Raw genomic sequence first — 20,457 nt, 5'->3', positions numbered from 1 at the left:
GCAGAGCATCATGGCTTATATCGAATTTAAAAATGTTGTCAAACGGTTCGGTGATTTCACCGCGCTGGACCATGTGTCGCTGGAGATTCCCAAGGGCGCCTTTGTGACGCTGCTGGGACCTTCCGGCTGCGGCAAAACAACTTTGATGCGCCAGCTGGCCGGTTTCTCCGAGCCGGAGGAGGGAGATGTGCTGGTGGACGGCAAGCGGATGAATGGTCTGCCGCCCTTCAAGCGCAACACGCCCCTGGTCTTTCAGGAATATGCCCTGTTCCCACACATGACCGTCTATGAAAACATCTCTTACGGTTTGAAATTGGTCAAAGCCCCCAAAGGGGAGATCGACCGCCGCGTGTCGGAAATGCTGGAGATGTTCAATCTGGTGGGGCTGGAAAAGCGCTTTCCCCGTGAGATGTCCGGCGGTCAGCAGCAGCGGGTCGCTTTCGCCCGGGCGCTGGTAATGGGCCAAGAGATCCTGCTTCTGGACGAGCCTCTTTCCAATCTGGACGCCAAGCTGCGGGTAGATGTCCGCACAGAGCTTCGGCAGATCCAGCGCAAGCTGGGGATTACCGCCATCTACGTCACCCATGATCAGGACGAGGCGCTCTCCATGTCCGATATCATCGCGGTTATGCGGCAGGGGCGGATCGAACAGATCGGCACGCCCTGGGAGATCTATTTCCGGCCCGCCAACCGCTTTGTGGCGGACTTCGTGGGTACCGTTAATTTCCTGGACGCAAACGTTCTGGCGACCGACGAACATGTGCTGACAGTCTCCCACTGCGGCATGGAACTGCGTGTACCGACAGAGGTTTCCGCCTCCGCCGGTGAGGAGATCACCCTGGTCGTTCGCCCCGAGTGTATCCACCTGGCAGCTGAGAACGAGACACTTCCCGAAGGCGCAGTGCTGAACGGTACCATCGAAAACTACAGCTTCCTTGGCCGCATGATCCGCTACTGGGTCCGTGTCTGTGAGGAAACATTTATCATTGATGACGCAAACGTGGATTTGTCCGGTGCCCGTTCCGGTGATGTGAAACTGTGTCTGGACACGCATAAGCTCCACATTCTAAAGGACGGTGGCGCCCATGCTGACTGTTGATTTTATCAATGTCGGTTACGGCGACGCGATCCTGACCCGGGATCTGGACGCAGATTTTTCCATGCTTGTGGACTGCGGTGATGTGACCACCGGAAATCCCGGGCCGGAGTCCGCGCGGATCACAGCGGCGGATTTCCTGGAGCAAGCAGGGATTCAGCGCCTGGATCTTCTGGTACTGACGCATCTTCACCGTGACCACAGCGGCGGATTGACAGAGCTGCTGAAAAAGGTCCATGTCCGGGAATTCTGGACCAACTACCTGCCCCCCCGCACAGATTGGGGCAAAACGGTCCGCGTCCCCTCTGATTTTTCCGCCGGAGCGCGCTGCCTCTTGGAGTCTATGAATATCTACCTGAATGCCCTGTGCAGCATGGAGCAGTCCGGAACGAGGATTCAGCTGAAAAGCGTTAGGAATGAGATGTGCGGATTGAGCCATGCTTTGCGGGCAGAGATTTATCTGGAAGATCCCACGCTGCATCAGCGTCAGGCCGAAATCTGGCGGAATGTTCTGGAGGGCTGCGCCGATAACGCGGAGCTGGATGAGCTGGACCGCTTTATCAACAATACAAGCATCCGTCTGCGGCTCTTCTATGGTGAAAAGACCATCGAATTGCCGGGAGACGTATATGCCGACTGTTGGGAACAGCATCAGATATCCCCCTGCACCATCGTCAAATTACCGCACCATGGCCACCGGGATTCCGTCACGCCCCGGCTGCTGGATATGCTGGCTCCCAAGCATGTCGTCATCTCCGTCTCCAACACCCGTACAGACGATTGCCCCGCCGCGTCCGTCCTGGACACTGTACAGAAGCGGAACTGCCATCTGTACATCACAGATGCGGTGGAGCGTCCGAATTTTGTGGAATGCCGGCATCGCGCCGTGCATTTCTCCATCGATTCAGCTGGACAAATTGAACCTCCATGTGCTGCCCATTGACAGGAATCAGTTCCTATCATAGTGTTCAGAACCGGCAGCACGCAGTCATGATATGTGTGAATTTGTCATTGCACCTGGGCACCGCGGGCTACAGCTGACAGATAAAGGGATAAAACTATGCAGCCTCCTATTATAATAGAGTCAAAAAATCAAGAGGCCGGAACAGCATCCGGCCTCCTGATTTTGCGTTTATCCTTTAAAATTAGAAAAATCGAACGCCGCAAAGTAGTCCCCTGCCTGGACCTGGTTTCATGCCCGCATTGCCGGAGCAGCCACTGAATATGGAATTGACGGCCGATCACAGCTCAGAAAGCTGCGGGGTGCGGCCCTCTGAGACGTAAAAATGTGCAAATGTGTTGGCAAATTCCACACGCTCCAGGTCCGGAAAGTCCATGACCGCGGCAAAACAGGAGGCCGCGTTAAAATGGTCTCCCGCACCGGTGGAGATGCGGGGATGGGCCACAAAATCCGTGGGAAGGCGGACAGTCCCCCGCGGAGTGACCAGGGCAGTATCGCGGATCGTGTGGACGATGACCTCGTCGACGGCGTATGTGTCGCGCAGCGCCGACGCAATGGCGGCAGGATCTGTGATATCCGGGGAAAGCAGTTGGCGGGCAGCTGCCAGGGCTTCATTTTCATTCAGGCTGAGGATCCCCGTCCGAAGCGTGGAAAACGCACCGATCAGCCGGAGGACCGCATCCAGCTCCCCTGCCGAACGGCGGGATACATCGCAGAGGTCGAAAAAGGCAAATCGTGTTTTGTCCGGAGACGCCGCACGCACCACCTCCAGGACTTTTTCCCAAAGCCTGTGGGCGAAAGACAGCTCGCTCCAATTCAGCAGCGCGATCAGATCAGCGTCCTGAAATAAACCGGGAGCCTGGCCGTCAGTTGCCTGCAAAACAATTTCCCATGGGTCCCCCGGCAGCTCGCAGTCCGCGGAGAGCAGAACTTTTCCATCGTTGAACTCCATACAGGTGGACTGCCCCGGCGGGGCAAAGGGATACAGTTTACATGGCATGGAGGCAAAGAGCGGGTCTGGCGCGCCGGGGTCGCCCAGCATGCCGATGCAGGATACATCCAATCCCATTTGTCCAGCGGCCCGGGACAAAAAGGGCAGGTTGCCGCCCAGCTGCCGCCCCTGGGAGCGCAGCTCCACGGAACAGCTCTTTTCCGCCTTCGCGGCAAGATATTCCCCAAACTCCCGAATGGTCTCAAAGGGCTGCGGGGGGATATTCGGCGCCGGGGCCTGACGGAGCGGCCGCACGATGGTGTCGGCAAATCCGTCAAATCCCACGGTCAGGCGCTTTTGGCCGATCTCGCCTGCCCGCTCCCGCAGCCGCTCCCGCCAGCTCACAGCTTGGCCGCGGCCGCTTCATCGGCCACGACATAGCAGTTTGGATGCTTTTGCAGTACAGAAGCCGGGACCCGGTTGCTGACCTCTCCGCACAGCGCCCGGCGAAGGATCTCCGCCTTATGGGAGCCGTTGGCGATCAAAATGACCGTTTTGGCCGCCATGATCTGGCGGATCCCCTGTGAAATCCCGTATTCCGGGTGGAACTTTTCTCCGAAGTACTTGTGCATGACCTGCTTGGTGGTCTCGGAGAGCGGGATGATGTGGGCGTTCAGGTCCAGATCCACACCGTCCTCGTTAAAACCCAGATGTCCGTTCATGCCGATCCCCAGCACCGATACGGTCAAGGGGCCGTACTGCGCGATATAGCTGTCCAGAGCGGCCCGCTCCGCCTCGATATCAGCGGCGGCGCCGTCGATCAGATGGACGCCGGCGAAACGCTTTTGCAGGCGGCCCAGCAGCTCCGTGCGGTTGAACCGTCCGCAGGAGCCCTCGTCCAGGCCGGACAGCCCGACCCACTCGTCCAACGAGACATAGTGAGCACCGGAGATATCCACCTTTCCCGCATTCACCAGGTCGGCGAAGGCGTGTACCATGCCCAGCGGCGTATCGCCGCCCGGGAAGCTCACCAGGCCCGTCGGATCGGCCTGGATACACGCCGCCGCAAGTTCAGCCGCCCTGCGGCTCATTTCCTCATAATCTTTACAGACGATCAGGTTCAAGGGATTCCCTCCTCAGTCGATCATATGGATCTCTCTCAAATAGTTCAGATTCCGCTTGGCGGAGGCAAATGCCTGGGCTGTGGTTGCCCGGGGCATGTCGGATTCCACCACGGCGATGCCGGAGAAGCCGATGTCATCCAGGACCTGCCTGACCTGGGTGAAATCGATGATGCCGTCGGGCAGATCGCACATGACATTGATGTCAAAAGCGGTGTCCGAATCGATGTGCTCCTCCATAACCTTTCGATACACAGCGCCGTCCACCTGCTTGAAGTGCAGATACGCGATGCGGCCGGCAAAGCGGCGCATGAAATCCGGAGCAGAGGGATCGCCCTGCCGTCCGTTTCCATTGTCGTAGGCATGGTGGCCGGTATCAAAGCACAGATCCAGGCCGGTGAAATCCAGCAGGCGGATGATCTCGCTCTCGTACTCGATCATGGTTTTGATGTGGGGGTGATAGACGACTTCGATCCCGAATTCCTGCCGGGTGTATTCGCCCATCTCCCGGATCTTTGTCAAAAAGGCGGTCCATTCCGCCGCGGACAGCGTCTGCTTTTTCTCGCTGTACAGGCCCACGTCGGATTCATCCATGGTGACCAGGTATTTCACTCCCAGACTGGTCAGACGCTTGCAGAGCGCCTGGACGCGGGGGCGGAAATCGGCGAAGGAGGCGCCCTGGTCAAAGGCGTAGCAGGCTGTGCCGGCGCAGACCTCCAGCCCCCGGCGGGCCAGCTCCTCCCGCAGGCGGCCTTCGTCCGTGGGAAGATAGCCGTCCGGCCCCAGCTCCAGGGCCTGATAGCCAGCCTCGGCCGCCTGGTCCAAAAACACCTCCCAGGGGGTCCCGGAGGGCGTGCCGTCGGCATACCATACGCCCCAGGAACAGGGGGCGGTGGCGATCTTGATGCGGCTCACTTCGCTTCCTCCTTCTGACGGGCCATCACCCGGATGATCTCCTGGAACAGCTCCAGGTCAGCCACGGCGTCCTCCAGATTGGTCTTGGGCTGCTCGCCGGTTTGGATGCACTGGGCAAAGAGCTTGAGCTCTGTGTGGAAGGCATCGCGGAAATCCGGACCGTAGGTGGTGGTGCGGGTGTCGGTACCGGTGGATTCCGTCACCTGCACGAAGGCGGGCTGATAGCGCAGATAGGGGGTCTCATATTTGACCAGCACCTTTCGCGTTTTCTGGAACACCTCAATCGCGGCGTCAAACTGCACGATATCCTGATTGTTCACCAGCTCATAGGTGCCCAGGAAGCCGCCGGCAAATTCCATAACAATGACGACGTGCTGCCCATCGGCAGCCGTGGTGACGGAGTGGATCTTGGTGGGAACGCCGAACAGCTCCCGCACCGCCGCGAAGGAGTGGCAGCCCAGACCCGTCATCATCTGATAGGTGGTCCGCATCTCATCGGTGGCATCGGCGCCGATGGCGCGGTCCAGATGGGCGCGGCGGCGCTCACGGCCCTCCTGGATGACCTCGGCAGGCACATCCTTGGGATAGAATACCGGGCGCGTCTGACCGATGAAAAAGGGCGCTTCCAGAATGATATCCCGGAAACGGAGGTATTCCGTCTTCATGGGGGTCTCCGTCAGGATCTCCTTGGCCTTGAGATAGGGTCCGGCATAGCGCCGCATGTAGCCCACCATCACGATCTGCTGGGGATAGTTCTTTTTCAGCTCGATCAGTTCACGCAGCTCCTCCAGGCAGAGGGTGACGGGCTTTTCCACAAAAACGTGCTTGCCGGCCCGCAGGGCGCGGGCGGCATACTCCCCATGATACTGGTCGGGAGAGAGGATCATCACCGCGTCGATGTCCGCCTGGTCGATCAGGTCCACCGCGCTGGCATACGCCTGGGGGATGTGATACTTGTTCTGGATATAGGCCACCAGGGATGGGGCCACGTCGGAGACAGCGGTCACTGTATAGGTGTCGCAGAGGTCCTGCAGGATGGGGAGGTGCATACACTGGGAGACCTCACCCAAACCGATGATGCCAATTTTGATCATAATTATGAAACTCCTTTCGTGCTTTTGGATACGATCAGGCGGCGGATATCCGACCAGGCGGCAAAGCTTGTGAAAAAACTGCTCATTCCAAAGGGGATCAGCAGCACCAGAGGCAGGGACAGCGGGAAAAACCACAGGCCCGACGCCAGCAGAACCGCTTCCGTCAGGAAGGCGGGAAGGCTGTGGTGCAGACAGCCGAAGGCCAGCGCGGCGGCGTTGCGGACGGCGGCGGCAGCCGGGACGTCGATGGTGACCAGCATGGGCCACAGATAGCTGAAGAACAGCCCTCCGGCCACCAGGACCGCGCAGACCGCTCCTGTCAGCGGAATGCTGGCATGCACGGCGTCCGTGGACAGCGCCGCAAGGCACAGCCCCAGCCAAAACAGCTCCGCCAGACCAGCGGCGGTGCTGCGGGGAAGATCCTGCCGGAACGCCCGGAAGAAATCGGGCCACACGTCATTGGGAACGTCCCGCACCATGTTCATGGTGCAGCGCGACAAGGCGGCCCGGGCGGCGCCGAAGGTCACCAGCGGCAGCGCGCAGACCAGAAACAGCAGATTGACCTTGATGATCTGCCAGAATTCCCGCACCAGGATCTCCAGCAGCAGGGCCAGCCCGCGCTTCGGCGGCGCATCCTTGTCGATCCCGGGCCCTTCTTTTAGATAGCTTGGCTGAAACAGTGTCATCCGGCGCCATTCCTTTCTCAGTTGAGGATCGCCTGCTGGGACTCCTGGTCAAACAGGTGCATCTTTTTGCAGTCTACCGCCAGCCGCAGAAGGCTGCCGGCCGGTGCGTGGATGTGGGAGGGCGCACGGACATTCAGCTGTGTGCCGGCGCATACGCCGTGGAAATAGGTGTCGGCGCCCATCAGCTCGGCGATATCGACCTGCATCTCCACGATGCAGTCTCCATCGGCCAGAAGCGCGCCCTCGGCGTGGAAGTCCTCCGGGCGGATGCCGAGGGTCACATTCTTGCCGTCATAACCCTCCAGCGCCGCCTGTTTTTCCGGGGAGACCGGCAGCTCATAGGGCCCTAGCGCCACGACGTATTTCCCATCCCGCAGGCGGACCTGAGCGTCCATGAAGTTCATCTGGGGAGAGCCGATGAAGCCGGCCACAAACAGGTTGCAGGGGGCGTCATACAGGTTCTGGGGGGTATCCACCTGCTGGATGACGCCCTCTTTCATGACCACGATGCGGTCGCCCATGGTCATGGCCTCCGTCTGGTCATGAGTGACATAGACAAAGGTGGTCTGAAGGCGTTTATGGAGCTTGGTGATCTCCGTGCGCATCTGCGTCCGCAGCTTGGCGTCCAGGTTGGACAGCGGCTCATCCAGCAAAAAGACCTTGGGGTCCCGCACCATGGCGCGGCCCAGGGCCACGCGCTGGCGCTGGCCGCCGGAAAGCGCCCGGGGCTTGCGGTTGAGCAGGTGCTCGATATCCAGGATACGGGCGGCCTCATGGACCTTCTGGTCAATAAGGGCCTTGTCTGTTTTCCGCAGCTTCAGCGCGAAGGCCATGTTTTTGTAGACCGTCATATGCGGATACAGGGCGTAGTTCTGGAACACCATGGCGATGTCCCGCTCCTTGGGGACCACCTCGTTCACCAGCCGGTCGCCGATGTACAGCTCGCCGCCGGATACCTCCTCCAAACCGGCGATCATGCGCAGAGTCGTGGATTTTCCGCAGCCGGAGGGACCGACCAGTACGATGAATTCCCGGTCCTGGATCTCCAGATTCAGGTCCTCGATCACCTTGACGCCGCCGGGATAGACCTTTTGAATATGTTTCAAAGTAATACTTGCCATTGGTACGCTTCCTTTCTTATTCCTTGACCGAACCGGCGGTCAGGCTGGACACCACCTGCTCCTGGAACACCGCGAATACGATGATGGAGGGGATCACGGCAATGGTGACCGCGGCAAACATGGCGGGATAGTCAAAGCTGAATTGAGCGGTGAAATAAGACAGCGACAGCGGGAGCGTGCGTGCGTCCTGGCCGCTGGTCAGCACCAGGGCAAAGGTGAACTCGTTCCAGGACTGCAAAAACGCCAGCACGGCCGCGGAGGTGAGCCCGCCCTTGGCGCAGGGCAGCATGATCTGGAAAAAGGTGCGGACAAACCCGGCGCCGTCCACATAGGCGGCCTCCTCCAGCGCCCGCGGGATAGACAGGAAGGTCCCCCGCAGGATCAGCAGGCTCATGGGCAGGTTCAGGGCTGTGTAGACCAGGATCAGGCCCGTCTTGGTGTCGTAAAGTCCCAGCGCCTGGATGACGCTGTACACCGGATGCAGCAGGGCCGTCATGGGGATGACCATGGCCAGCGACAGGATGAAGTACAGCACGTCCCGCCCGCGGAAGCGGCAGCGGGCAAACACATAGGCCGCCATGGCCAAAAACAGCACATTCAGCACGGTGGAGACCGTGGTGATGATGATGCTGTGTCCAAAATAATTGAGGATGGGAGAAATGGTCAGGGCGTTGCGGTAGCCGGTGAGGCTGGGGGTCTTGGGCAGCGCCACGCCGTTGGAGAGGATCTCCGCGTTGGTCTTGAAGGAGGACATGATGACCCAGATGATGGGGAACAGCGCCACAAAGACGCACAGGGCCAGGAACAGATATTTCAGCACGCACAGCACGCGCTCTTTGGTCGTCATTTGCATATGGCTCATATACTGTCCCTCCCTTTAATAATCTTCGTCATTGACCTTCAGGGCTTTGTTGATGACGGTCATGGCGACAACGCCGATGACCACGATGAACACACCGATGGTATTGGCGTAGCCGTAGTTGTTCTCCCCTTTATACACGCCGTACAGCAGCAGCGGCAGGTTGGTGGTGGTTTTGCCGGGGCCGCCGTTGGTGGTGATGTAGATCAGGTCGAACATCTGCAGCATGTATGTGGCGGCCATAACCATGGTGGTGCCGATGATCTTTTTCAGCAGCGGCAGCACCACGAAAAGGTCTGTCTGGAAGGGCGTCGCGCCGTCCACCTTTGCGGCCTCCAGCACGGATTCGTCGATGGAGAGGGCCTGGGCCAGCACCAGCGTGGTGGTGTAGCCGGCGAACAGGACCCAGATCAGCGTGACGGAGGGAAATGCGGTGGAGGAGTCCATCAGCCAGTTGTGGGTGAGGTGCTCCAGTCCCACGGCCTTGAGAACGGAGTTGATAATGCCGAACTGGGGATTGAAAATATTCAGGAAGATCATGCCGATCGCGGCGTTGGAGATGATGTTGGGGATCATATAGGCCGTGCGGACAAACTTCCAGCCTTTGGGCTTTTTATAGAGGATCAGGGCGATGAAGGTGCCCAGCGCCACATGGGCGATGCACTGGATGAAGATCCAGATCACGGTGTTGAACAGGGCCTTGGCGAAATCCGGATCGTGAAACAGACGGACATAGTTGTCAAAACCGATAAATGTCATTCCCTGCCCGGTCAGGCGGTAATCAAACAGCGATGTGACAAATACCATGACCAGAGGCACTGCGTAGATCAGCAGAAAGAGGATGACAGCCGGAAGTAAAAATATGGGGATCCATCCTTTTTTGATTTTCAAGGCGGTCACATTCCTTTCCGATGCGGCAGCGGCATCGTTGGTGGGAAAGGGACTGTCGAAGCGGCTCCGACAGTCCCTTTTTCAATAGCGGGTCCGAAATATTCAGTTTTTGGCGGCAGCGTCGGTCAGCGCCTGGCAGAAAGCGGCGGCGTCCAGCTCACCGGAGGCCAGACGGGGCAGCTCCTGGCTGACCACGTCCAGCAGGTTGGAGTACATGGTGGCCTGCATGTTGTCGGAGCGGACAGTGGCCTCGGAAGCCTGGCTCAGGAATTCCACCAGCAGCGGATAGGTGGCGGCGGCATCGGCGCTGATCTCCACGGAGCTGGAGGCGGGCACCATGCCCTGCATCTCCAGGCCAAGCTGCTGGGCGTGGGCAGAGGTGAAGAATTTCACCATGGCGATGGCGGCTTCCTCCAGCTTGGGATCATCCTGCTTGGTGACAAAGTACCCCTGGATGGGCGCGTCATACACAAAGTTGTCGGGATAGATGGCGGAGCCGACCTTGTCGGCGAAATCCGCGGTGGTCTTGGAGGTATCAGAGAAATCACCGATCATCCAGGGACCATTGGCGATCATAGCGGCCTGGCCGGAGAGGAAGTTGTTGGCCGCGTGCTCATACTTGCCGCCGATGGCATCCAGCGTGGTGTAATCCTGAAGCATCTTTTGGACCTTCTCCACAGCCGCGACCATCTCGTCGAAGTTGTAGTCATCGGGGTTCATGGTCTGCATGAAGGCAAGGCCGTTTTCGCTGGCGGTCGCCACCATAGCGCCCCACCAGAGCTGGGTGACCCAGGCGGAGTCAGCGGTATCCAGCGCCAGCGGCGTGATGCCGGCGGCCTTCAGGGTCTCGCACTGCTGGAAGAATTCATCCCAGGTCTTGGCGGGAGCCTCAATACCGGCCTGGGCGAAGAGGTCCTTGTTGTAGAAGTAACCCACCACGGAGCCCTCCACGGAGGAGGCGTAGATCTTGCCGTCGCGGCTGTTGGTGGTCAGCGCGGCGTCGGAATACAGCGCCTTCCACTCAGGATCAGCGTTGACGATGTCCGTCAGGTCCACCACCAGGTCCTTGGCCAGAGCCAGGTCCAGCAGGTTGTAGCCAGCGCCGTACACCACGGGGGGCAGGTCGCCGGTGCCGAGCTGCACCTTGATCTTGTCCACATAGTTGGCGTCGCCGGGGATCTCCTCCAGCTTGATCTGATATTTGCCGGCGTATTCCTCGTTGAACTCCTTCACCAGCTGCGCCACCACAGGGGCCGCAGTGTTCACGCCGCACTGGAAGGTGGGGTAGTTGATGGTGATGACACCGTCATCAGATGTACCGGCGGCAGGCTCCTCGGTCTTTTTGCCGCCGCACCCGGTGAGCAGGCCCAGGCACATCACACCGAGCAGCAGGATCGCAAGCGCTCTTCTTTTCATGGGGAATATCCTCCTCTTTATTTTGGGGAACCGGCCGCTGCGGACAGCTCCCCTGTTGGTGATTTCCATTATAAATTTGCTCTTTCTTTCAGGCAATTGAACATTTTGATGTGAAATGGGATTATTTCACTCTCTTTGGCAGCATGGAAAACCTCGCCGATAAAAAACAGACTTTTTTTGCACTGTTACTGGGGCGGTTTTGACTTTTTGGAAAAAAAAGGCGGGAAATGGAGTGCGGAAGTATTTCCTTATCAGCATAAACATGATAAAGTGGAGCCAGTAAGGAGGGATCGGTGTGAAGAGAAAAAAGCTGTCTCTGACCGCATGCGCGCTGTGCCTCTGCTGCATGCTGATCCTTTTTCCGGTCATATGCTCCATCGTTTATTTCAGCACCGCGGTGGCCGACCGTATGGAACGCAACGCGCAGGAAACGGTATCCTTTTATTTGGAGCAGATCGCGGGAGACACCTCGGCAACTCTTTCCACACTGCGAAACTGCATCTATTATCTCATGAGCGACAGCAGTGCGCAAAGCCTCATGCGGGACCCCGTCAACACGCCGTCCAGCCAGCGCCTGGCAGTGGAAGAGGGACTGAACCGGGCCTTCTTCGTGGGCAGCCAATTGGAGCAGAGCACTGTGACGGGGCTTTATCTGATCAGCGACGCATGCTACTTCCCCATTCTGCGGAGCGGGATCTATGCAGGGACGGCTGCCCGGGTCATGCGGGTCTATGAGACGCTTGGAGATAAAAACTCCGCCAGAGACCTGTACAAGCTCCCCGAATATCCGGATTACTGCTACATGATCGTCGACTATTTTGATCTGGACAACATGGCGCCGCTTGGAAAGATCATCATTGAACTGCAGGTGGACGGCCTGGCGGACACCGCCGCTTTAAATACCATTTACCAGCAGGCAGCGGTGCTGCTCACCACGGCCGGCCAGCCGCTCAGTGAGACAGAGGATCTGTTTGCGCAGGCCATTGGGGCGGGAAGCGGCTATCTGAAGCTCGGAAACCGGCGTTATTATCACGCAAGGCAGGCGCTGCTGCCCACCCACGCCGCCATAGACATCTTTATTCCTCACAGTGAGATCGTTGAGACCAGCCGCGAGACCATGAAGGTGTATATATTCTTCTCCATGGTCGTCCTGGCATTGACCCTGGCACTGGGAGTCGCTGCCATCTACCTGTTTTACAAGCCGCTGCGGCAGATGCTGCAAAAGCTGGACCGCCTGGCCACAGGAGACCTTTCCGTCCGCATGGAGGAATCCCCCTATGTGGAGACGGAGGGGATGACGAATGCCTTCAATAACATGGCGGATAATCTGGAGGCGCTGTTCGGAGAGGTCTATGAGCAGGGCGTTCTGCTGCGGGATGCGGAGTTTCGGCTGTTGGAGTCGCAGATCCGCCCCCACTTTATCTTCAATGTGCTGGAGCTGATCAACATCCGCTGCATGGAGGCCGGCGAGACCGGCATCTGCCGCATGGTGACCAATCTTGCTCAGCTGCTGCGGGTCAACATCAGTCACAAGCACGAGCAGACCATCACGTTCCAAGAGGAACTGCGCTATGTCCGGTATTATCTGGAGCTACAAAAAGAGCGCTTTGGCGATAGTCTGAATTATTCCATCGACTTGGAGGACCCGGAGATCCTGCGCTATTATCTGCCTAAGCTGACCATACAGCCGCTGGTGGAAAACAGCATTGTCCACGGTCTGGAGCCAAAACGCGGCGGGGGCACCGTACGTCTGAGTATCTGGGAGGAGGAACGGGCAGTCTGCGTGCGCGTTTCCGATGACGGCGTCGGTTTTGACGCAACACAGATCGATTTTGAGCAGACGCACCGGACAGAGCTGGACGCCAAGCACAATCAGGTGGCTGTGGCGAATATTGCCCGACGCATCCAGCTGCTGTATGGAAAGGAATACGGACTCCACATCCAGTCTGAGCCGGGAAAGGGCACCGACATCACCATCACGCTGCCTGCGGATATCAGCGAGCGTGGGAAGAGGGAGTGAGTCAATGTTCAAGGTCATGATCGTGGATAACGAGACGGCGATCCGCAAAGGGTTGGTCTATTGCATCCGCTGGGACGCCATTGGGTGCAGCATAGCGGCACAGGCAGTGGACGGTGTGGACGCGCTGGAACAGTTTCCCGTCGTTCAGCCGGATATCGTGATCAGCGATATTCGGATGCCGGGGATGGACGGCCTGGAGCTGGCGCGTCATATCCGGCAGGAGCATCCCCAGACCAAGGTCATTATCATGACGGGTTTTCCGGACTTTGAGTATGCCCAACGGGCCATTGAATACTGTGTGGTGGACTTTGTCTTAAAGCCCACATCGGTGGACAGCCTGGTAAAGGCCATTGAAAAGGCAAAGGCGCTGATCGCCAAGGAGCAGAGCAGTCAGGAGCTGGCCAGAAAGCTGGCCAGCGAATCCCAGCAGAATCTGCTGTTGGAGCGCGGGATGCTGCTGCATGATCTGATCCACCGGGTTGACCTGTCTTATTTATATGTGCTCAACCGTATGGCACAATTGGATATGGACCTGGCCTCCTACCATGTGCTGCGGATGGATATCGTCCCCGTTGATCAGTCCAACAGCCAGGGGAACGACTGCCTGCCTTATCTCCGGCAGTCCCAGGAGGTCCTGCGGGACTGTCTGACGGAGTGCGAGGTGTACTTTGCACCGCGGGGCGACCAGATGTGCTATGTGGTGGTCTGCGCATCTGACGCAGCGTCGTTGATGACAAGGTGCCTGGAAGCCACAGATATCATTGGCAGTATGTCCCGCTTTTTCCTGTTCGTCGGCATCAGCCAGCACTGGGATAACCCCCTGCGCATGGCAGACGCGGCGGATCAGGCGGATCAGGCCGCCCAATTTGCAAGGTATACGATGGAGCAGCCTGTTGTGCGGTTTGACCAGATCCCAGGCATCCCGCCTCAGGCTATCCAGCGTGTAATCCATGACATCGACCGGCTGAAGGACAAGGTGGAGCGGCGCAGCCGGGCGGACAGCCATGAGATCCTGAAAGAGCTTTTTGGTTTTATCCGGCAAAACCGGCTGCCCATTGAGCATGTCAAGAATATCTGCCTGTACATTTATCAGCTTTGTTTCAGCCTGCCTCTTGCCTCTGACGCCGGGGAACTGATGACGATGAGCGGGCTCAAGCAATTAATCAGCTATGACTCCGTGCAGCAGGCCGAGGATGGTATGCAGATGCTTCTTGATCAGGTCTTACAGCAGTCTGACGGGGCATCCGCGGACTCCGCCAATGTGATCCGCTTGGTGAAAGCCTATATCGCGGAGCATTACGCCGAGGATATCTCCTTAAAGACCCTTGCCGGGCTGGTATATCTGAGTCCGGTGTATTTGAGCCGTCTCTTTAGCCGGGAGACAGGAGAGACGATCAGCGCTTATGTGCAGAATGTCCGCATCGAACGGGCAAAATCTCTTTTGCGCACCACAAACCTGAAAATTTATGAGGTGGCAGAGCAGGTTGGTTTCACCGATCCGGTCTATTTTTCCCGCATTTTCAAAAAAGCGACCGGCATTAAGCCCAAAGACTTTCGAAAATAAAAGTCTGTTGATCTAAAGGAATGTAAAAGCCAGTGGAACGCATACGCGCTTTGCGCGTCGGCGGACCATTGGTCCGCCGGTTGAAAAGGAGTAGATACTCCTTTTCAACTGCGTTGACTATATAATACTATTTCCTGATAAAAAACTTTAAAAAGTTTTTTATTGCGGCGCAATGCGCCGCCGTGCCTGCGGCGCGCAGGAAAAGTATTGACAACATCCCTGGCGGCTATGCCGCCGGGGCCGCTTACGCGGCCCTAATAAAACGATTAAATCGTTTTATTAGGGATTAGTATAAGCTGTTTCACTGGAAAAGGCCGGCGGGGCCAGGCAATTGAGCCTGATCCCCGCCGGCCTTGATTTCGATTTCATCGTCATTCACCGTGCGCTTCGCGCACGGCGGGCATTGCCCGCTTGAAAACCAGCTTTACGATTTTTCCAGTTCATGGACGATATCAATATACGCTGCCCACATACACAAGGATCAGGCAGGATACAACGATAAAGACAGCTGTAAACGGCAGGAACCACTTTACCCATCTCTTGAAGGGGATATTGGTAAATGCCAAGGGGGCCAAGCATGCGGTCGGCCAAATCATGTTGCTGTAGCCGTCGCCAAACTGGAAGGCAACAACTGCCGCCTGACGGCTGACGCCCACGAGGTCTGCCAGCGGTGCAATCACCGGCATCGTAGTTGCCGCCTGGGCTGTTCCAGAGGGAACCAGGAAATTGAACAGGAACTGGAACAGGTAGATCATCATCAGCGCGAAGGCGTTGGATGTTCCAGACAGCGCGGTCACAGCCCAGTGCAGGATGGAGTCCAGCGTATTGCCGTCTTCCAGAATAGACAGGATTCCGCCCGCCATTCCCACAACGATGCACGGGACCAAAACCAGCTGGATACCCTCCACAAAGCCCGCAGAAATCTCGTTATAGTCGTCGCCATTGACCACGGCCACAATGATGCCGGTTCCAATCAGATAAGCGGCAATTTTTCCACTGCTGGTCATCTTGAAGAACGCGATCAGGATCACCAGGCCCACAAACTCCGCAATCAGGCAGACCAGAGCGATCTTCCGGCGGCTGGTCAGCTTTGTGACCGGGGCGGCTTCCTGGGCAAGAGCCTCCGATGTATCCCGCAGATCATAGACGATACTCTTGGTGGGGTCCTTGCTGATCTTGCGGCAGTACAGCCAGGTATACACCAGGAGCATGGCCATGAACAGCACCCAGATGAAAAGGCGCATCCCAAGGCCGGAGAAGAGCGGCAGCTCACTGATCTGCTGCGCAACGCCGACGTTCCACATATTCAGGGGGCCGCACATATAGCCGATATTATTTGCCACGGCAACCGCCACAAAGGCGACCACCACATCATATCCCATGGCTACGGTCAAAAGCGCCACCACCGGCGTAAAGGACCAAAAGCTCTGCTGAATGCCGACAAACGCGCCGCCGGCGGAGAACAGGAAACTGATTACGACAACGATCAAAAAAGAAGCCTTCTTCTTGCCCTGCAAAGCAACCTTGATGCCGTCTTCGATGAGCTTGGTGTGGATCAGGATGCCAAAAGCGCCGCCCCATCCCATCACATAGGCGATGACGGAGATATTCTTCACAAAGCCGCCGGGAATTGCCTCCAGCATAGCCATGATACTCACAGGTGTCTGCGCCACGGCCTGATAGGAGTTGGGATCGACCAGGGTCCGGTTCAATTCCTCATTAAAGTAGCGTGTGTACTGTCCCGCCGGAATGATCCACGTTAAGATCATGGCAATAACCATCATGATGAACGTAAATACGATCAGATCCGGTGCTTTTAGTCGCTTTCCAATCTCTTTTCCCTTTTCCATGTTGTTTCCTCCATATTTTTTATTACTCTGATAAAACGGTTTCAGTCTAAATTTATCAGATAAATCCATGCCCTTTACCGGAACCGTTATATCATTGAGCGCAGATGGGGATGTTTCTGTGGTACGAAAATTTTTCTGCAAGATATTTCTCTCTGTTTGAGCACTCAGGTCTCGTGAAAGTCCAAATAGAGATGACGTTTGCCGGCGCCAACTGCGAGAAGTCCAGCGGCGGACGGCCCCATGCCGTCAAAGACACAGAGATACCCAGAGGGCGCACACGCTTTCAGGGCCTTCAAAAGAGGTTCCGGCTCTCCGGCCCTTGCAAGGTCCATAAGCGTCTCAGCGTCTTCACGCGCAGCGGCCGCCGCAAACCCCGGACCGCCAGGGGCCGCATACAGATACAGTCCATTGGGCAGATGCTCCAGCGCGCCAGCGGCATCCTCAGAAGATGCCCCGGGAACGCCGATCACACCGCCGGTCCGCCAGCCATTTGCCGCGAAAACAGCATTCTGCCGCCGGCAAAATAACGTGGCCCCCATGACGGATACGCCGTCATCCGCGAAATCGTCCAGTGCTGCCGCCAGTGCCCGGTCTATGCCAACCAGGTCGTCTTCCATGCAGCGGAAGCCCTCCAGCGTGCGGCACCGGGCAGCGATTCTCTCTGCGTTTCCCGGTTCGCAGAGGCCGCCGACAGACAGTGTGTTATTCCCTGGCAGGGTTATTTTTACAGCAAAGCAGTCCATCGTTTTACCGCTTCTCGGCACTGCCGGCGGGATACTGCGCAAAGACTGCCTCCGCCATGGCGTGGTTGATTTTTTCAAAATCCATACGTTCAGGTTCCGCGGCAAGGAATGCGTTGATCGCCGCCTCCGCCTCAACATAGGGACCGGGAAGATTGATGGCCATCATCCCATTCCGCTTGCCGCACACCAGGCGGCACCAAAGATGCCCATTTTTTCCGTAGATTTCACGGGCACAACCGTTTTGAACAAACTCATCCATTGCGGAGTGGCTGAAGTCTTTCCCCAAGGTGGGAGAAAAGCGATGCCCTCCGCCGCTGCCGCCAATTAAAATCGCCAGATCTGCTCCTGAATCCGCCGCTGCCGTCAGGGCCGCCAGAATGTCCAAGGCTGTATCATTCACGGGAGCCACCCGCAGGACCTCCGCTGTCGGGTATTGACGCAGGATGGAACTCATCACCATGGGACTGTCCAGGTCACGAACAATGCCCGCCCGGATCTCATCTCCTGTCGGAATGATGCGGATTCTCTCCATCAAAACTGTACCCACCTTTCTCTGGCGCAGCCGTAATAAGGCTTGTCCGGAACCTTCTGGATATCCACGTCCACGATCTTTTCGCTGACCGCGAGCGTGCACAGTTCATTGGCAGTCACGCCTTCCACAAGGGAGACCGCTTGCAGCAGCGCTTGTTCATCCCGCCGGATCTGCTCCGGCTCGATCCCATAGACATCCATTTCAATCTGTTGTCCAGTGACGCCGATGACACGGACCAGGGTATGCAGGCGTTCGGAAAGGCGCTGCTCCAAATCCCGGGTATTGAGCCCCTTGATGCTGACGCCGAATATTTTCAAAATGCTCTTGTCGGCCGCGGCAATGATATATTCCTGCCGGTTCATGCCTTGACCTCGGCCCAGCAGGTCTGCACCAGCTCATCGATCGTATGCAGCTGCGGATTGTCCACGCCGGGCAAAATCTCGTCGGCGTGCTCCAGGACTTCCGCCTCCGTGAGCTTCGGCACAGGCGTCTCCAGATACTCCCGGCTGAAACCCACACTCTCCAGCTCCAGCCAGGCCCGGGGCGTGATGTTGTCATAGTCGATCGGCAGATGCATGGCACGGGCAATAGCCAGGTTCACAGGGGAACAGCCGATGTCCCGGCCCGGGACCATCCCGGCTTTGAGCGCCGCGATGACGAAGCCCGCATGTGTGGCCTTGGATGCCACGATGCAGGGGATATCCCGCTTCAGGGTCTTCGCCTGGGCTCCCGAGCCGTGAGCCGTATCTCCGGCGCGGTAGCGGTATGTGGAAAAGACCCGTCCAAATTTCTCCGCCGTCGTCATGCCGATGCCCACCGAGAGGTGCTCACCAGACATACCCGTAAGCAGTTTCCCCTCCCCGGAGGCGATCACATGCTGGCCGATGTATGGCATCAGGATCTCCCCCATGGTCACCAGATGCATCATCTCTGTGCCGGAGTTGTTGTTGCAGGCACGGCCGGTGATAACGACGTTATGCACGGGCACCGGCTTATCCGCAACGTCGGGTCCCCGGAAGAGCCGGCGGCCGGGATAATTGATGTCCCACTGGCGGAGGTGCGGTTCCTTCTGGATCAGCGCCTCGCTGTGCTCGATCTCCGCCATGGGAATGTAGCCAAATTCCGGATGGATCTTTCCGCGGTCGGACGCGGCCATCGCGCGGATCGCGCTGGGGACCATGATGCCGTCGCTGGTCGTGGTAACAGCAGTCAAATCCATGATGTTGATCGCCGTCGGGCCGTCCACATTGTCAGCCACGATTTGGCACGCCTGGGGCATCGTCAGTCCGCATTGCTGGATATCGGCGTAATCCACGATCGCAACATTCAGCGGCAGAATGCCGCCTGCACTGTTCTCCGGGAGCAGTTTGTATTTCAGTTGAGCCATGTTTCCACCCCCCCGTCAAATCTTGCTGTAAACGGTCATCTTCGGCCGTCTGTCGATCACTTCTTCGCAGTCGAACAAATCCAGTTCCTCTGTGGGGACCAGCATGTCGACGGTCTCCACGATCGCCTTTTTGGCTTTTCCGTCCTTGTCATACCCCTTGATGATGACCGTGTGCATGGTTTCCGGCATACGGGGGCGGATCAAGATCTCCATATGGTCCACACCCTCCGAGACCGCCATCTCCTCCACGGCGTTGACGATCCGGCCTGTCCGCAGGGACTGGAGCTTCGCTGACTGTACATTCTCCATTCCCTTGATCTCCAGTTTCATGTCCGGGGTATTCTTCACGGACGCCTCTCGAATCCTTCGTATAAAGTCCGGAAGTTTTGTATGCATCAATCTCATTTTTGCGTATCCTCCTTTGGAAAATATTGGTCGATAATAAAGTTCGTTTCTATAATGGACAAATTTTTCTTTACTTTTTCCGATTTTTCGTTTAAAATGTCAAAAGTATCATCAATTTGTCAATATTGTTATCAGACTTTTTCTAATGTTTTCTCTAATGTTTCTTATATTTCAGAAAGGAATATTCAACATGAAAGAATACTTTACGATTGGTGAAATCTCCACGTTGTTGGGCTTGTCCAGTCACACGCTGCGATATTATGACAAAATCGGTCTTTTGCGCCCCTCCACGATCAACGAAAAAACAGGTTACCGTTATTATGCCTACCACCAGCTCTTTACACTGGAACGCATCCGCCATCTGCAGCTCTTGGGCTTTGATCTGGATGAAATCCACGATATTATCTCGGATTCCTCCACAGATACGCTTCTTCGGCTGTTGGACCGCAGAAAGCGGGAATTGAGCGCGGAACTGGAGCGGCTGTCCATCCTGCGGAGCACAGTGTCCAATTATCTGGACTACTATCGTCACACGGATGACGGCATCCTGCCCGGTGTCCCTTTCAAAACACACTACGGACCGCGCTATCTCTTTGCGGAGCCATACCGCCCTGGTGAATCGGTTTGCTACACCGCCGGCTACCGGCTCATGGTGCGGAAAAGTGAGCCGGACTGCGCACGGCTGGACTTTTTGCGGGAGATCGGCCTGCTTCTGGATTATTCCGCCCTGTTGGACGGCCGTGTCGTCCCTACCCATTACTACATGTTTCTGGAAAAGAAGCCCGAGACTTTAGCTTGTGTGAGATAAAGAAGCAATAGAAGTGTAAAAAATTTTGCCGTTCCCGTCCGGCGTTCCCCAGCGCCG

The 20,457-nt window shown here is 57.2% G+C and carries 20 protein-coding genes; 5 read left to right on the top strand and 15 right to left on the bottom strand.

The features are described 5' to 3' along the window. The first annotated feature begins 10 nt into the window (after nucleotides 1-10). Both Q0Z71_RS00100 and Q0Z71_RS00095 read left to right on the top strand, forming a co-directional pair. Nucleotides 11-1,099 carry an ABC transporter ATP-binding protein gene (locus Q0Z71_RS00100; RefSeq protein ID WP_298016400.1) on the top strand — a complete coding sequence of 363 codons (1,089 nt, stop codon included), beginning with the start codon at nucleotides 11-13 and terminating at the stop codon, nucleotides 1,097-1,099. Next, the gene (locus tag Q0Z71_RS00095) at nucleotides 1,086-2,039 is read left to right on the top strand and encodes a ComEC/Rec2 family competence protein (RefSeq protein ID WP_298016397.1); all 954 of its coding nucleotides are present in this window, start codon (nucleotides 1,086-1,088) and stop codon (nucleotides 2,037-2,039) included. Before Q0Z71_RS00100 ends, Q0Z71_RS00095 begins: the two co-directional genes overlap by 14 nt. 298 nt (nucleotides 2,040-2,337) lie before the next feature. Here Q0Z71_RS00095 and Q0Z71_RS00090 read toward each other — a convergent pair whose 3' ends face one another. The 9 genes from Q0Z71_RS00090 to Q0Z71_RS00050 form a co-directional block, all read right to left on the bottom strand. Next, nucleotides 2,338-3,393 carry a hypothetical protein gene (locus Q0Z71_RS00090; protein ID WP_298016394.1) on the bottom strand — a complete coding sequence of 352 codons (1,056 nt, stop codon included), beginning with the start codon at nucleotides 3,391-3,393 and terminating at the stop codon, nucleotides 2,338-2,340. Next, nucleotides 3,390-4,112: a glucosamine-6-phosphate deaminase gene (locus Q0Z71_RS00085; protein WP_298016391.1), complete on the bottom strand. Its 723-nt coding sequence runs from the start codon at nucleotides 4,110-4,112 to the stop codon at nucleotides 3,390-3,392. The genes Q0Z71_RS00090 and Q0Z71_RS00085 overlap by 4 nt, the downstream gene beginning before the upstream one ends. 12 nt (nucleotides 4,113-4,124) lie before the next feature. Beyond that, a complete protein-coding gene (locus tag Q0Z71_RS00080) occupies nucleotides 4,125-5,024 on the bottom strand; it encodes a sugar phosphate isomerase/epimerase (protein ID WP_298016388.1) in 900 nt (299 codons plus the stop codon). Further along, a complete protein-coding gene (locus Q0Z71_RS00075; RefSeq protein ID WP_298016385.1) occupies nucleotides 5,021-6,118 on the bottom strand; it encodes a Gfo/Idh/MocA family protein in 1,098 nt (365 codons plus the stop codon). The genes Q0Z71_RS00080 and Q0Z71_RS00075 overlap by 4 nt, the downstream gene beginning before the upstream one ends. 2 nt (nucleotides 6,119-6,120) lie before the next feature. Continuing rightward, nucleotides 6,121-6,804, bottom strand: a complete 684-nt coding sequence (locus tag Q0Z71_RS00070) for a YesL family protein (RefSeq protein WP_298016382.1) — start codon at nucleotides 6,802-6,804, stop codon at nucleotides 6,121-6,123. A gap of 17 nt (nucleotides 6,805-6,821) precedes the next feature. Then, complete coding sequence (gene ugpC, locus Q0Z71_RS00065; protein WP_298016379.1) at nucleotides 6,822-7,925, bottom strand: ABC transporter ATP-binding protein; 1,104 nt, start codon at nucleotides 7,923-7,925, stop codon at nucleotides 6,822-6,824. 16 nt (nucleotides 7,926-7,941) lie between these two features. After that, nucleotides 7,942-8,787, bottom strand: a complete 846-nt coding sequence (locus Q0Z71_RS00060; protein ID WP_298016376.1) for a carbohydrate ABC transporter permease — start codon at nucleotides 8,785-8,787, stop codon at nucleotides 7,942-7,944. 15 nt (nucleotides 8,788-8,802) lie between these two features. Further along, complete coding sequence (locus Q0Z71_RS00055; protein WP_298016373.1) at nucleotides 8,803-9,684, bottom strand: carbohydrate ABC transporter permease; 882 nt, start codon at nucleotides 9,682-9,684, stop codon at nucleotides 8,803-8,805. 93 nt (nucleotides 9,685-9,777) lie between these two features. Next, nucleotides 9,778-11,091, bottom strand: a complete 1,314-nt coding sequence (locus Q0Z71_RS00050; RefSeq protein WP_298016370.1) for an ABC transporter substrate-binding protein — start codon at nucleotides 11,089-11,091, stop codon at nucleotides 9,778-9,780. A 295-nt stretch (nucleotides 11,092-11,386) separates the two neighbouring features. On the opposite strand from Q0Z71_RS00050, the gene Q0Z71_RS00045 reads away from it, so the two are divergent. Both Q0Z71_RS00045 and Q0Z71_RS00040 read left to right on the top strand, forming a co-directional pair. Continuing rightward, entirely contained in the window at nucleotides 11,387-13,111 is a 1,725-nt protein-coding gene (locus tag Q0Z71_RS00045) for a sensor histidine kinase (RefSeq protein ID WP_298016367.1), read from the top strand. Between the two features lie 4 nt (nucleotides 13,112-13,115). Next, nucleotides 13,116-14,675, top strand: a complete 1,560-nt coding sequence (locus Q0Z71_RS00040; protein ID WP_298016364.1) for a response regulator — start codon at nucleotides 13,116-13,118, stop codon at nucleotides 14,673-14,675. Nucleotides 14,676-15,127: 452 nt separating this feature from the next. Here Q0Z71_RS00040 and Q0Z71_RS00035 read toward each other — a convergent pair whose 3' ends face one another. The 6 genes from Q0Z71_RS00035 to Q0Z71_RS00010 form a co-directional block, all read right to left on the bottom strand. Beyond that, complete coding sequence (locus tag Q0Z71_RS00035; protein WP_298016361.1) at nucleotides 15,128-16,525, bottom strand: YfcC family protein; 1,398 nt, start codon at nucleotides 16,523-16,525, stop codon at nucleotides 15,128-15,130. A 164-nt stretch (nucleotides 16,526-16,689) separates the two neighbouring features. After that, complete coding sequence (locus Q0Z71_RS00030; protein ID WP_298016358.1) at nucleotides 16,690-17,142, bottom strand: hypothetical protein; 453 nt, start codon at nucleotides 17,140-17,142, stop codon at nucleotides 16,690-16,692. 130 nt (nucleotides 17,143-17,272) lie between these two features. Beyond that, the gene (locus Q0Z71_RS00025) at nucleotides 17,273-17,800 is read right to left on the bottom strand and encodes a molybdopterin-binding protein (protein WP_298017284.1); all 528 of its coding nucleotides are present in this window, start codon (nucleotides 17,798-17,800) and stop codon (nucleotides 17,273-17,275) included. Continuing rightward, nucleotides 17,800-18,162, bottom strand: coding sequence for a hypothetical protein (locus tag Q0Z71_RS00020; RefSeq protein ID WP_298016355.1), 363 nt, complete (start codon nucleotides 18,160-18,162; stop codon nucleotides 17,800-17,802). The genes Q0Z71_RS00025 and Q0Z71_RS00020 overlap by 1 nt, the downstream gene beginning before the upstream one ends. Further along, a complete protein-coding gene (locus tag Q0Z71_RS00015; protein ID WP_298016352.1) occupies nucleotides 18,159-19,187 on the bottom strand; it encodes a hypothetical protein in 1,029 nt (342 codons plus the stop codon). The genes Q0Z71_RS00020 and Q0Z71_RS00015 overlap by 4 nt, the downstream gene beginning before the upstream one ends. A 15-nt stretch (nucleotides 19,188-19,202) precedes the next feature. Next, nucleotides 19,203-19,592 carry a hypothetical protein gene (locus Q0Z71_RS00010; protein ID WP_298016349.1) on the bottom strand — a complete coding sequence of 130 codons (390 nt, stop codon included), beginning with the start codon at nucleotides 19,590-19,592 and terminating at the stop codon, nucleotides 19,203-19,205. 190 nt (nucleotides 19,593-19,782) lie between these two features. On the opposite strand from Q0Z71_RS00010, the gene Q0Z71_RS00005 reads away from it, so the two are divergent. Continuing rightward, entirely contained in the window at nucleotides 19,783-20,400 is a 618-nt protein-coding gene (locus tag Q0Z71_RS00005; RefSeq protein WP_298016346.1) for a MerR family transcriptional regulator, read from the top strand. Nucleotides 20,401-20,457: the final 57 nt, after the last annotated feature.

The organism is uncultured Dysosmobacter sp., assembly GCF_947631635.1.
GTDB lineage: Bacteria > Bacillota > Clostridia > Oscillospirales > Oscillospiraceae > Oscillibacter.
Note: the sequence above shows the minus strand (reverse complement) of the source record. Positions and strands in the feature narration are given on the sequence as shown.